The organism is Winogradskyella sp. 4-2091 (assembly GCF_045765065.1).
GTDB lineage: Bacteria > Bacteroidota > Bacteroidia > Flavobacteriales > Flavobacteriaceae > Winogradskyella.
In genome coordinates this window covers 431,687-447,708 of the sequence record NZ_JBJKOD010000001.1, presented here as the reverse complement: position 1 = coordinate 447,708, position 16,022 = coordinate 431,687, and the positions used below count along the sequence as shown (strand labels likewise).

Genomic DNA, 16,022 nt, shown 5'->3' with positions numbered 1-16,022 from the left:
TGACAGAAATTGATAAATAAAAAGAGGCAAATATCACTATTTGCCTCTTTTTTATAATTAGTATTTCATGTTAGTCTTCAATCCAACCCATAATAGCATTGGCTACAAATCTAGGTTCTGGTGGTAAAGCATAAATGTCTTTTTCGTAATTTTTATTGTATGGCGAAATATTCATAATATTTCCATCTACAACCAAAGTACTACTTCCTCCTGGGTCAAAGCCCATTGCTTTATCCATTCCGTATTTTAATAGAATATCTACCATGTCAAAATGCGCAGCACCTACAGATTCTCTAATACGACCGTTTACCATCAACACCATTAATTTACCTTCTTTGGTAATACCAACCGCAATTTTTGGACCTCTCATATCTGTAAAATCCAAACGTGCTGCTTGTGTTTTAATAGAATTGGTGGTTTTCCAACCTTCGTCTTCCATGTTTAGAATTTGTTGGCCTCCATCTATTAACATTGGTCCTGCTTCAATGGCATAAGAAATCTCATCCCATTTATAAGGATTTTCTTCTGGTTCTAATAATTGAATTGATAACGGCTTACCTTCTTCAAACATAGTTTCTGAAAATAAAACTTCAGGAATAGATAATGTAATTCCAACAGGAATCACTTTTACATCTTCTTTAGGCTTTGTTTTTATAATTTCTTTTACCGTATTGCCTGCAGTTCTAACAATTACATTTCCGTTGCCTTTGTAGGTTTCTTCAGTAAATGATAAATCGTAAAAACAAGGTTCTGTTTCGCTATGTGTATTGTAATGAGCACCCGTAAATGTTAAGTCTTTTTCTTTTCCTTTAACGGTTAAACCCGCTTTACTATTCACTTTTCTAATATCTACATCGCCATTTTTATAAATGATAAAAGCAGGCTTATTAAAAAGTGGTGGACAAAACACTTTGTTATCCATAATTAGCAAACCTAAAGGCGAACCAATGTAGGTTTCTGGTAGTCCGAGTTTACCAACCAATTCCGGATTTAAAATATAACCACCATTCCAAGCCAATTCAATTTTATTTGGGTTTTTGCTTTTCTTCTTGTACTCTTTTACAAGTGCTGGTACATTTTTTGGTTCTTTATTAGCAATATGTGCCGCGAACTTCCAATGGTGTTTTTTAGTATCTATTTCTGCCAAAACACCACTCCAAGGCAAACCATCTTCATACACGCCTCCTGCATACGATGATTTTACTTTCTCAACGGTTTTAGATAATTTTAAGTCTTCTTTTATTTGAAGTAATAATTTTTCAATTGGTGTACCGTTTTCAATTGCATCTTTAGTGACGATACTCAACAATTCCTTTTCGCTTAAGGTGTCTTTTAAATCTTGATATAAATCACTTTTAAGTACATCATCAAAATCTTTTGCGGTTTGTATTGGTGTAGGATACGCTAAGGTTGTACGCACACCTGCTGGTACAAACTGAATGAAGCCACTACCTTTAGGAATTCCCATGATTTTAGCCGTCATGCCATACAGCACTTTTCCGATATGAAAATGGTCAATTTCAATAATATCAGTCATCATTGCAGCCGATTCTCCATTGGTAATTAAGAAGCCATTCGCCTCTTTAATATCTCGTAAAATCTTGATGGCTTTTGGTCCCATTTGTGGAAAATGCACACCTTCTGACCATTGTTTGGTTTCAATTATACGAACAACACCTGCTTTATACAACAAGCCTAATTCTGGCTCTTTTCCGCTTTCTAAATAGTCTTTAATATCTGCACTAGAGAACCATTTTGTAATTCTAGCTTCGTGAATAAAAATGTAAACTTTTTCTAACTTATCTACATTGGCATCCAGTATTTCTGATGTTAACTCTTGCTGTATGGTTAAATTTAATTGTGCACGAATTGGTTGTAGTACAAAATACTCTAATTCATGCTTAATATAACGACCAGGAAAATACCCTTTAGGCACATTCTTTTTTAAATTCTTGGTTAAAATTTTACGGTCATCAATACCTAAATATTTACTATTGGTTAATTGAAAAAGGGCTAATTCCCAATCGGCAAAAAACTGTGGTGCCAAGGTTAAATCTGGTAAATGTTCTGGTTTAAAAACATCTGTATAAATCATATTTACCAAACCTGTAATTTCTTGAAGCGTAAAGGCCTGATATGCATAAGACTTCTTATTTCTATGACGATAGGCCAAAGCATGGTCGTGACGAATAGAAATTTCGCCATCTACGTATTTAAAAATATCATCAATAGCATTGTAATATTTATGAATCACTTCAAGATTGGTATTTACCAAATCTGGAATGTCATTCTCCATGGTTCTGGCATAACGCATCACACGACCTTTTACCAATTGTTCTTCAACTCTAAAGAAACTTGGGTCTATCAGTGATTTTAAATAATGCATAAAAGACAAACGACCATAACCAGGTAAATAATGTCTTGTTTTTTTATTAAGAATGGCATTAAGGTCATCATTTTCAAAATCTACTGAGGCTTTATATTGTTTCAATAAATTAATCACTTGCGGATTATCTTCAATAGACACCGATACCAATTGGTAATACATACGTTGTAAAATATAACGTATGTTTTTCTCTAACGCTTCTAGGCTATATCGCTTTTTAATAACGCTTCTATTATGGGTTACATCTACCATTCTGTTCTGTGGATAAAACACGTGGTCGCAAATACGCTCTGCCAATTTCTTTGGTACTTTAGACCCTTTAAATTCTAAAACATTAAGACGAAGCGACTCATCTAAATGTCTACCAATGACCTCATCATATACTTCTCTTGGCTCATATTGTCTACAGAAAATTGGTGTTCCGCAAGCTGCAGCTTCTATTATCGGTAAACCGCGTCCTTCGGTTTGACTTGGTAATAAAATAAGTGAAGCCACATCAAAAAGTTGTTTGATGTCTAATGGCTTTTTATGCTTCTTTTTAAAATCATTTTTATCGAATTCACTAAATAGAAACCCAAGTAACACTCGCGATTTAAATTCTTTAGGAAGGTCTTTTAAGAATTTTTTGAAATCCTTTTTTAAGTCGTGATAATAGTTTTGCTGACCATGCGGAATTGGTCCTGAAACAATTAAGGACAACTTTAATTGTGGATTAGTAATGAATTTTTCAGCAAAAGAATCATAAGAAAACAAACGTTTAATGAGTTTAAAATTCAACTCAATAGACTTTCTACTAATGACACGTGTAGGTTGTAAAAAGACGATGTTATTGTTTACAAAATCGAATTTTTTAATGGTTTTATGACCTAATAAAATAGGCTTTAAAGACCTTTTACTTTCGGTATGATGTGCCGCTGTATGTACTGTAATTGTCTCCTTTTTATTGGCAAAAATAGTAGAGACTTGCATAAACGCTTTAATAATATCGCGCTTACTCATGGCATGCAATTTGGTATCTACTGCTGTACCTAATAAGGCTACGTTTGCCGGATTATGACCATTAACATTGATTAAATGGTCTTGCTGAATTCTGTTGATATTCACGTTCATCCAAGAGCGACTTTCCCATGGATAAATGGTTTCTATAATTGAGAAAAATTCGCCAACATGTGCATTGTGAAAAAAGAAATCTCTTGGCCCTTTTTTAAGACCTTTCTTTTTAATTTCAACGTCTCTATTACCACCTTCCCAATAAAAATCGTGATTATTATTAATCACAGGAATGCCTAAATATTCTGAAATTAAAACCGTTGCTAATGCCAAAGACACGTTACCAGGATTAGAACAGACATTAATAAGGTATAACATGGAAATGTTATGCTCCTCAATATAACTTCCTAATTTTTCTACAAGCACTAATACCTCAGCCCAAAACTTACCAATAAGATTATTGTAGGCTTCACTACCACGTTCCATTTTTATTTTGAAGAAATCCTCGTACAAAGGCCAAGCATCAAAAGCTTCCATTTCTGGAATTACTTTTTTGAAGGCCGTTTTTGGAATTAACTCATCTGCTTCCTCTTTTATTTCGCCTGCAATAAAATGTACCGGAATATTAGGATAGATATTTTTGAAGGTTTTGGCATACTTTTCAGTTTCAACTGTAATACCATCAATGGTAAAGTAAAAGGTTAGGAATGCGATACCTCCTTTTTCAATATGCGAATCGAAAGTGGACACATTGCCTTTAAAAGCAGAAGTTTTTTTCTGCTCTTTAAATTTATCCATAAATAAACCTAAGTCAAACCAGGTATTTATTTTTTCATTTTTAAGTTCATTTAATATGGTTGTAATTTTTGTTGTTGTCTTATCAGTCGTCATGTTTTAATTCTTAAAATGTAAATAATTGGCTTAACTTTTCTTCTAATACTTCATACGAAAAGTGTTTTTTACCAATTTCGAAATTATATTCTCCAATCTCAATACAACGTTTTGGGTTGTAAATAATATCAGACATTTGCTGCACACTTTCTGGCGTGAGATTACCATCTGAAATCATTACTGTTTCAAAACCTTTGTTCCCTATATCTTGACTATAAACCGGTTGGTAATCATTTACAAAAATTGGTTTTTTAGCTAAAACAGTTTCTACAAAGGCATTACCAAAGCCTTCATACGTACTAAAATAAGTCGCTGCTCTTCCGTGTGCATACACATCAGATAAATCTTTATGGTCTAAAACCTTATGTGCTGCAAATATGACTTGGCTCGATAAATTTAAATCGTGAATTTGGTCTATTAACTCATTATAATAGGTCTTATTTTCATCGTCATTATTATTACCAGTAATAACTAATTTTAGTTTTTTATCGTTTAGTTGGTCTATTAGAGAAATGGCTGTTTCAATCCCTTTTCGTCTTACAATACGCGTCACTTGTAGTAGCGCAATTTCATCTTTTAGAACACCAACATCTCTAAGAAAAAACTCATTTTCTGGTGTTGGCACACCATACACACGATTAAAATCCATAACATTTGGTACCAACGTGGCATCAATATCAAAACGATTTTTAAAGGTTTCTACGCCAAACGTATTAATAACCGCATGCTTTACGCCTGGTAACAATAACGGAAAGTTATCATCTACATATTTATTAATTTCTGGATGTACAGAGACGTAACGTTCGCCGCGTTCCCAATGAAAATCATGGTCGTGTGTTACAATAGGTAAACCTGTAGATTTAATTAACTTTTTAATGGCAACTCCCATTGATAAATGGCAAGGTAAAGCTGAGGCATTTTCCGAGAGCAATACTTGTATGCGCTTTTCTAAAACCCAAGCTTCCATTGCTTGATGAATTTTATTTGAAGCATCCTCAACGTGACCTAATAAAGGATAAGGGTCGTCGTCTGGCTCAAAAAAGGCCTTACGTTGTCCCCATTCTGCTTCAACGGAAAAGAAAGATAATGGAGGATACAAGTAATCGTGGTCGTAATCCATTTCCCAGGATTCAAATTCGCCAGACATAATAAAGACTTCATGTCCTAGCTTTTTTAATACATCTATCCATTTTTCGGTTTCGAGCGCTACACCATCTACACCTCCAATTCTTCCTATAATAATTCCTATTCGCATATGTTATCTAAAGTTTTGAGTTCTTTAAATATAGCGAATTGAAAAGTAGATTAAAAGGTTTTGAAGTGCTGTATGTATAGATTTATGACTTCAAAAATTTAAGTGATATTTAATTATGTGTACTATAATTTAGGTCGCTTATCTTAACGAAATGATAATTTAGAAATTATAGATTACAAGGATTTTGAGCTCTAAAGCGCATTAAAACTTTTTGTTTTAATGCGCTTTATTCTGAAATTACAAAAGCGTCGTTCAGTTCTTTTTCCGTTGGTTTTTCAAACCAAGTTTCCATAAAATCGAAGTTTTCTTTTGTGACTTCAAACTCAAAAGTAGTCCCTTTTTCCTCGTTACGTTTCATAACACGCTCTAAACGTTTGGCTTTAGGCACATCTAAAAAATGTAGTTTTATCTCGTAGTTATTCATTTCTGCGAATTTTCTAAACTTTTCGCGGTGTCCAATTTTAGCCAATCCTAAATCTAAAATAGCGTCTGTCTTAGACCCTTCTAATTGATGAATTAAATCTAACATTACACGTTCGGACCGTTCTATGCGTTCTAAAAACCAATCTAAACCATCCGTTTCTTTTTTGTCTGGCATAAACAATACGTTATTCCACACATCAATAGAAAATACCAAACCGTTAATTCTTCGTTTTAACTCGTTTGCATACGTGGTTTTACCAGAACCTGTATTACCTACAATTAGATGAATCATTTTGTGTCTTTTAGTCTATGATTTCGTAATCAATATCTAGTTTGCGTAAGGCTCTTAAAGCCGAACCCGAATTTTTATCACTTACCTCAATATCTACAGCATCGCCTTCTAAAAGGATTTCTGTGAGCTCATTAGATAAAGACGGATTTCCTGTTAAAGAAATTTCAGTAATACAGTTTGCAATTGCTCTTTTATCTGGTCGTTGTGCATCGCAGGATAACAAATTAAGTTTCATAGACATTGTTTATTACTGCAATATACAAGAGTTGTTGTTCTGTTTTATAATTAATTACAACAACTTGGTTTTTAATAATTGAAACGATAATTCTTCATCATTTCTTAAGATGGTAATTGCCAAGGTTTCTTTACCGTTATCATAACCATCTCTATAGAAGCTGCAATATTCCTCATCGGTTATGTTGGCATAATTGGTATTGTTTATACTCAATATTTTATCGCCTTGTTGTAGCACTTTAGAGGCACTAGAGGTTTCTATTACTGCATTTATTGCAACACCATTTTCATTATAAAATGTAGAAAACCCATACGAATTATAAGTATCATTACCTGCTTTGGTCACTTCTATCATTCGAAATTTTTTCTTGTTCCAGTTTAAGATCACTCTATAATTTTTAAAAAATGCTAATCCTAAATTATTGCCAGAACCACTTTTTACTGTGGTAAATAAATTATTGACTTTATGATTACCAATTTGCAACTCGTTAATCATGGTATGATAAAATGGCTTAGCTTCTGAACGACCAAATCCACCGAATGCTTTTTGACTGCCTTTTACATAATTTGTAATTAAACCTTCTTCTCGTTGCGTAACAAAGTAGTCGCCTCTTAACAGATTAGTACCACCATTTCCAAAATCTATGGTATTGTTGAGTACTTTTTGTCCATTGATTTTTAAGGTAACCGAAGGTATTCCTGCTGTTCCGATATACATTTTAGAATCTATAGTTTCTGTTGGAATGTCTAATTTACTTTCGTCATTAGCTATTGTAATGGTCTGATTAGGAAAATCGAAATCCCAAACCGCTTTTCGCATTAAGTTAGACCCTAAAAGACCATGTATTTTTGTGCAACTTATTTCTGTTATCTTATTGAGGTCTGCAATACCTGTAATTGTGTTTTTAAAATCTACGTTACCTATTGTAACGTTATCAATTGTTGCATATTCGGTTGAATTTTTAGTGTCGTTGACATCTTCTATATCTTCAGCACCAAGCACTTTTAAATTCAGTGCCTCAGCAAATTCTGTTGTTACAATATTAGAAGACCCAGTATCTAGAATAAAATTATAAGCTTTATCTCTAATTTCTACTTCTAAAACCATCCAACCATTTACGTATGTAAAAGGAATGGTTGTTTTAAAATTTTCTTGCACTACGTCGCCTTGTTTTAAGACGTTGTCAATGTTTGAACCTGCACAATTAGATAATGTTAGTAAAATAAGGACTGCGTAAAATAATTGATGTAATTTCATAATTAGCGTTTTTTGATTGATTAATGAATGGAATAAACATTGGTTTACCCCTTTATACTACTAGACGCTAATTTTATTGTTATGGTTGCCTGAGGGTTTTATTTTAATTGCTCAGCTACCCAATTTTGTAGCTCAGATGCATCCATTTTTATTAATTTCTCGATACGCTTATCTTTCTTTAAACCATTACCTTTATTGGCAGAATAAACTTTTATAAGACTATTAATACCAGAAATATTACCAGCTTCAACATTGTCTTTGTCATCAGGATTTTCAATAGCATATTTTATCCAGCCACCTATAAATACCATTAAAAGCTCAGGATTTTTAGTCGTTAAATCTACCTGAAATGATTGCATAGCAATAGTAACAGTTGGTGTGCCAGTTGCCCATTTCATTAAATAGGCATTTGCCATAAGCCTTTTATCTGCTTCCTCACTCATTGGTGTATTTTCTAACCAATTAATACAGTCTACAATTTGTGGCTCATGTTTTACATAGTCTTCTGCAACTTCTAACTTTATATTATCTGGAACCTCGAAAGTTTGAGACCAACTTAATTGTGCAACAAAAAGGCTTAATGTAAATGCGAAAATGATGTTTTTTAATTTCATAGTATTGGGTTTGGTTTGTTTCTTTTAACGTTCACTTAGATTAATATTCTTTCTCAAAAATGGTATTTCGCTCCGAGTTTTTCTTGTACAGATTTTTTTCTGGAAGCTCAATAGTTGCTTGAGAACTGTAGTTTTTATGGTTTGGGTTGCGCATATAATCTAACTGATGCGCAATCATTTTTTGAAATGGCAACAAGAAATTAGAAGTATCGCAATCTTCTAATCCGCCTTCTTTAAGTAAGTTTAAAACCGTATAAACCGACTCAATAGTGCTTAAGCAAAGTGGTTCTGGTTGTTGTTTAATGATAAATGCTGATGTAATAGTGTTATCAAAACTCACGCGTTTTAAGGCTTGTAAATTCTTACTCAATTTAAGCATTTTGCGCGCACAAGGCCAAGTACCATCTAAGATAAAGATGTGTGGACTTTTACCTAAACTCGACTTAATATCAGCACTACTGCCAAGCGATAAGTTGAAACTCGCTTTACCTGGATACAACAAAAAGCAATTGTCTTGCGAGTTTAGAATCTCATTAACGCGCTTATGCGCTGTAAAATCGACGCCAACTATAATTTCTGAATTTTGAAGCTGAAGCTTCGTCATGTGGCCTGTTCCGTTTTTCTCTTTTTTGTACTCCTTTGGATGCATTAAAATAATAAAACGGGTTTGGGTTTCAACAGGATTTATGTGACTACAAATACAAGTGCTTTTAGGACTCATGCAGTAGTAACAGGTTAATCTTGGTTCTTTTGTTTTTGGTTGCAAATTGTGGGTTTATCTATTTTTCTGCGGTTAGAGTACATCTATTTATATTTAAAAATACAATAATACGCTTATTGTTGTTCGCAAATAACGAAAAGAATTAGTTGTTATTCTCGTGCGGATAACTCATATTTAGCACATATGCTCAGTTGAGTAGTTTAAGAATTAAAAATGGCAAATAAAAATCGAATAGAAAATCCTTGACTGTTTTTTACTTTAGATTAAATTAGATATTATCTTCTGTTATTAACATAAAGTATGAGCCCGTAATAAAAAACACCCATAAAAATAATCTTGAAAATTATAAATAAAGACCTATTACCAATATTTGTTTCTATTAATGCACTTACCATATTTGCAGCAAAAAAACTTAATACAACTCTTACAAATGTTATTTTTAAATATCTCATAAATAAATTTCTGATTTAAGATATACTAATACTCGTGCTCGCCTGTTATGAGTGAAAATTTAGACTAAATAGTATAATAAACATCTTACTGCTTAAAAACGAGCGCTAGAGAGTGATTTATTCCTCAATTATTCGTTTTATTCTTTCAAAAACAGTTCTTTCATAAGAGTCAAATTCATCTAAAATCCTTTTTCTGTTCATTGCATTGGCAGAGTCATAGTAATCTACAATATTTTGAGGAACACCAAAATCACTTGCAATTCTAGCTTCTTCACTAAATGCATTGTATTCTAACTTAATTAATAATTTGTCAATTCCAGAAACTTCATCAATTGTAATTTCTAGTCTTTGAGATTCAATGTATTTGTACATTAAATTGAATATACCTAAGTATTTTACTAATTGATATTTAAACGTATTGAATATTAAGCTAGCACTATCTCTCATTGCTTTATTTACAATTAGACTATAATTAATCGTAAATTCTTTTCCGTTTTTTTCTTTTAATAATTTTTTCTTTTCTTGTTCTTCTAAATAACGATTATAATAATATTCGTAATTACCCTTAAATCCTTTTGTTAGATAGCTGTTCAATGATACTATAAGAATTGAATAGTCTCTTTTATCAAACTTATCGAAATACGTGTTTTCAATTAATCCTCTCAAATTTTCATTTTGTACTTGTTCAAAGCATAGGTTTAATATTATTTGTATACCTTCTTTATTAATCCGCAAAGATGGTGAGTTTAGTTTTCCAATAAGAAGTTTGATTTTTTTGAGTTCTTCTGAGTTTAATAGTTTTATTTTATCATAAATAATAATCTTATCTCTCTTGCTCATAGCCTTAAATTGCGAAATAATATTATTAGGAATACCTCTTTCATTTTGCATTTTGTGGACTTCTTCAAGTCTTTCCTTACTTCTATCATCTAAAAACTGACTAGGTGTCATCTCATCGTCAATTTCGTTTTTTATTTGACTTGGATCATAATTCTTATGTTTTATTGGTTCGCCTTGTTGATTTAGTTTACTTATAAATTCTGAATCTAATGAAATTACTCTGCCTGTATAATGTTCCATAAACCTACCAGCTCGTCCTGCAATATTTTTAGCATCAAATGTAACTAGTGGTTTTGCGTATTTTCCTAAACCTTTAAGGCTTTTATAGACAATCATATTTTTAGCAGTAGTATTTACACCTTCAGTAATTGTTGTTGTAGAACAAAGAATGTCAAGACCAGAACCTGAATTATTAAAGAGACTTACAATTTCTTTCTGAATATATTTAGGGACAACTCCGTGATGCACTCCAATACCTTTTTCTAGTGCTTTAATTACAATCCAATCGTTGTCATATTTATTTTTAAGGTGATTTAGAAAAGCCTCAATGTAATCAGTGTTTATTTTACTTCTTTCATATTCCGAAGCTACCTTTTCTGATATGGCTTTCGTATTACAGTAAACTATTGCATTTTCATTACGTATTAATATTCTATCTAAAAGTTCTTGTATTTTTTTCTTCTTTGTATTCTTACCTTTTAGATTAAAATTTATACCATCTACTGTTATTTCTGTATTAACATTTTCAATGTTAGTTTGGCTAACTTTTACTATTTCATATTCATTTCTAAGAAGCTTTGTTATACCTAAATCATTCAAAAACAAATCAAAGGAAGGATTGTAGAAATCTGATTTTTCATTTAAAATCTCTATATATGGACCAGCTAATAATATGTCGATATTGGGGAATTTAGAAAGACCATAAAAAATAGACATTCTATAGGCTACATCTCTTTCATTTTCTCGTGCCTCATCATCGATAATATATCCATTATCTATTTTGTAAACTTCATCAACGAATATGAAATCTAGGTCAAGACTTTCATTGTTTTTGTCAAGGAATGAAAGGAATCTTTCAGGCGTAAAAATAAAGATATTATATTCTCCATATTTATTATCAATGTCACTTAAAGTATGAATCTCATAGTCTATTGGAAAATTGATTTTTCCTTCTTTTATTTTTGCTAGATTTTCTGATAAGAGGGCAATGCTAGGGAATATTAATACAATATTTTTATACTTGATTTTTTTAATAACTTCATATACTAAATGGGTCTTACCAAATGAAGTTGATGCTGAAAGGAAAAATCGATTTTGATTGCTAGAGACGAAAAGGTCTAATATTTCTTTTTGATATTGATGTAATTTTGAATTATCATCTGTGTAAAGAGTTGATTCGTAAAGCAAAGATGATATTGTACTTAAACCAATATTTTCATCATCTATTTTTAATGAGTTTTCATTATTGAAATTTGTCAGAATATCATAATAGTGCGGTATTCCAGCTTTATTGGATAGGTAGAGTAGAAACCTTTTATCAGCATCATCAAGGTCTTCGTTTTTAATGAAATCAAAATATTCACAAACACTACTTAGAAGATTGTAGTCTTCCAATTCTCCCTTATTAAATGAATTTAGTGCTTTTACGACATTAAGGGTTCTTTCGTATCTATCCATTTAATTATTGTTTCTTTTGTCGCTTTAACATCATCTATAGGTAAGAATATAAAGAATATTGAGAAATCAATACTTATATCATCAAAGCTGATATGACTGAATTTGTCTTTTATATGTTCGACTGCTAACTTTATTGAATCACTATAAGTTTCGCTAATAGAGTTATATGTAACAAGTACTGGATAAATTAAGCTGATGTTATTATCATTCAATTCTTCTTCCAGAGAATCTATTATGCATTTTTCCCATTTATTTAATATTGAATATAATTTTGAGGTTTTATCAACTATATTACCTTTGTGCTGAAGTATTGTAGTGAAGTTTGTATTTACCAAATAGTCATCAGAAATTGCTTTTTCAATACTCTTAAAAACGCTATTTATTGCGCTTTTACAATCTTCATAAAATTTTGTTTCGCCAAACCAAAGTTCAATTTCATCTTTTCTTTGGACTAGATGAAAGGCATCATAGCCAGTAACTTCGGTTTTCTTTTGAATGTCATAAAAGTATCCTCTTGATATTAAGGTGTCTGTTTTATAAAAATGCTTTAAGATGCAATAGAGCAAAGATTCTCCGTAAATTCCAAGCTTTCTTTTTGCAAGGTCATTAGCAGAATAATTGAATTTAAACTTATTATTAAATGCTTTTAAAAACATTTTTTGGTGATTAGCACCACTTAATTGAAATTCATCATAAGCATAATAAAGAATACCTTCGTAAATTATTTTTGCTAAATCTGAATCATCATCTGATTTAAAGCAGTCATCCTGAATATTTGCAGAAGTAACACAAGTTTTGTCAATTTTAGTTGTCAAGTCAGGTAAACTACATTCTAGAAGAATGGTCTTACTTATTAAATCTTTTAGACTTGGTTTCATTGGTATTTTTTTTCAGCTTGTAGTTAACTGGTTATATAAAACTCGACGTAAGAGGTACCCCAACTTATAATTGGTATTCCAGTACTTTTTCAAATTGTTCTTATAGTTCCTAAAATTAACAAAAAGTAAGAAGAAACCTATACGTAGATCTACGTATTTTTCAAATTTAAAAGAGGACACCAAAGGCGTTACAAAATAGACTTTGGCAAAATTTTGCGCGTCCAAGTTTTAAGACGTTTGTAGTTATCTACCTCAGCATCTGGATTGTACTCTAAAGTAGTTTCCCAAGAGTTTTCGGGCTTAAACTCTATTTCCATACCTTTTAAAACGCCTTCTGAGATTTGTGGTGAGTTAACAATGACTACGCATTCGGTGTTTAAATTGGCACTTCTTGGGTCTAAATTAAAAGTACCAACCACAGTGATTTTATTGTCTACAACCATAGATTTGGCATGTAAGCCAAAAATGGGTTTGTGCTCTAGGGTTTCTTGCAGTTCGCCTGTCATAATACTTATGCGTTCTTCGGCATCTGGTTTAAACTCAAAAATGCGTACACCTGTTTTTAATAAGGTTGCTCTGGTGCTTTGGTAACTGCTAAAGGCTTCTAAATTGTCGGTTGAGGCTAAACTGTTGGTGAGGATTCTCACTTTTACACCTCTTGCTGTGGCTTCTGTAAATAAGCGTTGCGCTAAACTGCCTGTGATTAAATATGGTGATTGAATGTCTATGGTCGTTTTTGCATTTTTTACCAACTCTATTAATGCTGTGGTAGAGCGTCCGCCTCCTCCTAGTCCGTTAGTGCCATCGTTTTTTCCGGGAATATCTGAAATAAATTGCACATCATCTAACCATACTAATTTTCCGGAGGCATTAATGTTTTTAAAGGTTTCTGGCAGGTTAGCAATACGTGTTCTTACTTGTGGCCAGAAATTTTCTGGGTTACAGGCATACTCATGCAAGGCATCAAATCTGTTGGATTCGGTTGCGTTGGTTGGCACTTGGTCTACTACAGTGGTAACGTCTTGGCTTAAATCGCTAACCCAGAAGTCCTCAAAAGAGGTATTCATGGTTTTTGAAACTTTGCCTAATAAAAGTATGTCTCTGTCTCTAAAATTGTACTCGTGGTCGTAATCAAAATATTCGTCTGCAATATTGCGTCCGCCTGTAATGGCTACTTTACCATCTACAATAAAAGTTTTGTTGTGCATGCGTTGGTTGGCAGACCTAAAATCGGTTGTGAAGGTTTTTAGTTTCCCGAATAGGTTTTTGCCTAAGTTAACACCAGGATTGTAGATTTTTACAGTAATATTTTCATGAGATGCAAAGCTTAAAATATCTTCGATATCTGCATCTACCATAATATCATCTACAAGGATGCGCACTTTTACACCACGATCTGCGGCTCTAATAAGGTAATCGCAAGCGATGAGACCTACATTATCTAATGAAAATATAAAATATTGAATGTCTATGGTTTTTTCGGCATACTCGCTCAACCACGCTCTGGCGACCATAGAACCGCTTCCGTCTTCTAACACATAAACACCTGTTTGGGTTTCCATTTTGGCGTTGAGTGATGCCAGTTCTTTAGATAGAGATGTGCTTTCGTCTCTGTGAATACTGGCGCAAAAATCGGTTTTTGCTTGACGTTCTGGTTCGTTTTTACAGGATATGATTACAACGCATGCTAGCCATAAAAACATGATGTTTTGCTTTAAGAAATGGTATTGTGACTGTTTTGGTTGGGTTTGCATTGTTGTAAATTATTTTAGTCTATTGAAACAAAAATATGATAAAACGTCTGTTCGAGTGATTTTGAGTATAAATTCTTGTTCTCGATACTAATTTTACGCATTGCAATCGAAAAATTCACTCGAACTGACGAATTTGATAAAAACTCTGCAACTATTGGTTTTTCAACTTTTGCTTAAACATTTTTGCTGCAGAGGTGTAACCGCCTTCTGTTCCGTCGACAAAGTGTGAGTGTTTGGTTTTTCGGTCTAACACGTAGCATGACATTACTGATGCATGCGTCACGTGAATACCATAAATGAGTTTGTTGTCTTTTTCGAGTTGATTTAAATAGGTTGTAAATTCATCTATTTTAGATTGTTCTGCTGTAAAAACTGTGTTAATCATACCATCTAGCATAAAGGTGTGCGATAATTGCCCAATCTGTTCTAAATAGTTTTTACCGTCAGCAGACAGGTTGAGATAAAATTTACCAATAAGAGTTGAGAACCATTTTTTAAACAAGTAACCTAAGCTTTGCTTGTGTAAGCTAATTTTCATCTCTTCCCAAATAGTGAGAATACTGTAATTCAATTTTAAATTATCTGTTTTAATAATTTGGCGTTCATTAAAATCGCCAAACACCCTATCCATTTTATTAATGACGTCTCTGTAAATTAATCTTTGATCTTTTTCATGGCGAGCATCTAGCAACAAACACACTACTTTTTTCTCAGATTGGTCTGGCTCAATTTGTTTCCAACGGCACTCCATGCCTTCTAAATTCAAAAGCATTTTTTCGAAATTAGTCCGCTTCTCTTCAAAATTAGTTTTAATAATGTCTTCAGCCTTCTTTAGACCATCACCTAAAACAACAGGTATTGATAATTGGTTGGTTAATTGGTGCTTTGCCATTTTTAAACCATAGTCTTGACCCATTAAATAACTTACCGAAATATGACCTACTCTAAGTACTAAATTTGTGTGGTTTTTTATATGAATACTGTAATTATCTAAGATTTGTATGATGTTATCTAAAAATAAAGTCGGTATTATAAAGGTTGCACCATCACCTCCAAAAAAGTAGGGAATTTCTACACCTTGCTTTGCTTTTCTAATAAAATTTAAAACGGAAATAATAGCGCCTGTGGCTGTTAAATTAACTTTATGATGTTTACCTTGATCCACAGCTTGTGTAGAATTTAAAATATCGACTACAACAACATGCCAAGTATCTGGCACATCTGAAAAAGCAGATGCATTATCTAGCAACGCTACAAGTGTACCTGTATGTTTTTGTAGATGGTTATAGTATTTTAGGTTTTCTACCATTTTGGGCTCACGCTATTTTGTTTAAATTTGATCATCTTCCTTTGCCTC

At 32.5% G+C, this 16,022-nt stretch carries 11 protein-coding genes; all 11 read right to left on the bottom strand.

Features of this window, described 5'->3' with window-relative positions; all coding sequences use genetic code 11:
- Positions 1-70: 70 nt before the first annotated feature.
- Positions 71-4,267, bottom strand: coding sequence for a phosphodiester glycosidase family protein (locus tag ACJBCC_RS01945; RefSeq protein ID WP_407556249.1), 4,197 nt, complete (start codon positions 4,265-4,267; stop codon positions 71-73).
- 10 nt (positions 4,268-4,277) lie between these two features.
- The gene (locus tag ACJBCC_RS01940) at positions 4,278-5,522 is read right to left on the bottom strand and encodes a glycosyltransferase (RefSeq protein ID WP_407556248.1); all 1,245 of its coding nucleotides are present in this window, start codon (positions 5,520-5,522) and stop codon (positions 4,278-4,280) included.
- A gap of 226 nt (positions 5,523-5,748) precedes the next feature.
- On the bottom strand, positions 5,749-6,237 hold the full coding sequence (locus ACJBCC_RS01935) for an AAA family ATPase (protein WP_407556247.1): 489 nt from the start codon (positions 6,235-6,237) through the stop codon (positions 5,749-5,751).
- Positions 6,238-6,247: 10 nt separating this feature from the next.
- On the bottom strand, positions 6,248-6,472 hold the full coding sequence (locus tag ACJBCC_RS01930) for a hypothetical protein (protein WP_407556246.1): 225 nt from the start codon (positions 6,470-6,472) through the stop codon (positions 6,248-6,250).
- 54 nt (positions 6,473-6,526) lie between these two features.
- The gene (locus tag ACJBCC_RS01925; RefSeq protein WP_407556245.1) at positions 6,527-7,729 is read right to left on the bottom strand and encodes an aspartyl protease family protein; all 1,203 of its coding nucleotides are present in this window, start codon (positions 7,727-7,729) and stop codon (positions 6,527-6,529) included.
- Between the two features lie 98 nt (positions 7,730-7,827).
- Positions 7,828-8,343 (bottom strand): hypothetical protein, encoded by a 516-nt coding sequence (locus ACJBCC_RS01920; RefSeq protein WP_407556244.1) that lies wholly within the window; start codon positions 8,341-8,343, stop codon positions 7,828-7,830.
- A gap of 40 nt (positions 8,344-8,383) precedes the next feature.
- A complete protein-coding gene (locus ACJBCC_RS01915; protein ID WP_407556243.1) occupies positions 8,384-9,109 on the bottom strand; it encodes a tRNA-uridine aminocarboxypropyltransferase in 726 nt (241 codons plus the stop codon).
- 524 nt (positions 9,110-9,633) lie between these two features.
- Positions 9,634-12,033 carry a DEAD/DEAH box helicase gene (locus ACJBCC_RS01910; RefSeq protein ID WP_407556242.1) on the bottom strand — a complete coding sequence of 800 codons (2,400 nt, stop codon included), beginning with the start codon at positions 12,031-12,033 and terminating at the stop codon, positions 9,634-9,636.
- The gene (locus tag ACJBCC_RS01905) at positions 12,000-12,911 is read right to left on the bottom strand and encodes a DUF1837 domain-containing protein (protein WP_407556241.1); all 912 of its coding nucleotides are present in this window, start codon (positions 12,909-12,911) and stop codon (positions 12,000-12,002) included. Before ACJBCC_RS01905 ends, ACJBCC_RS01910 begins: the two co-directional genes overlap by 34 nt.
- Before the next feature lie 188 nt (positions 12,912-13,099).
- Positions 13,100-14,614 (bottom strand): phospholipase D family protein, encoded by a 1,515-nt coding sequence (locus ACJBCC_RS01900; protein WP_407556240.1) that lies wholly within the window; start codon positions 14,612-14,614, stop codon positions 13,100-13,102.
- A gap of 202 nt (positions 14,615-14,816) precedes the next feature.
- Entirely contained in the window at positions 14,817-15,974 is a 1,158-nt protein-coding gene (locus tag ACJBCC_RS01895) for a DUF3095 family protein (RefSeq protein WP_407556239.1), read from the bottom strand.
- Between the last annotated feature and the right edge of the window lie 48 nt (positions 15,975-16,022).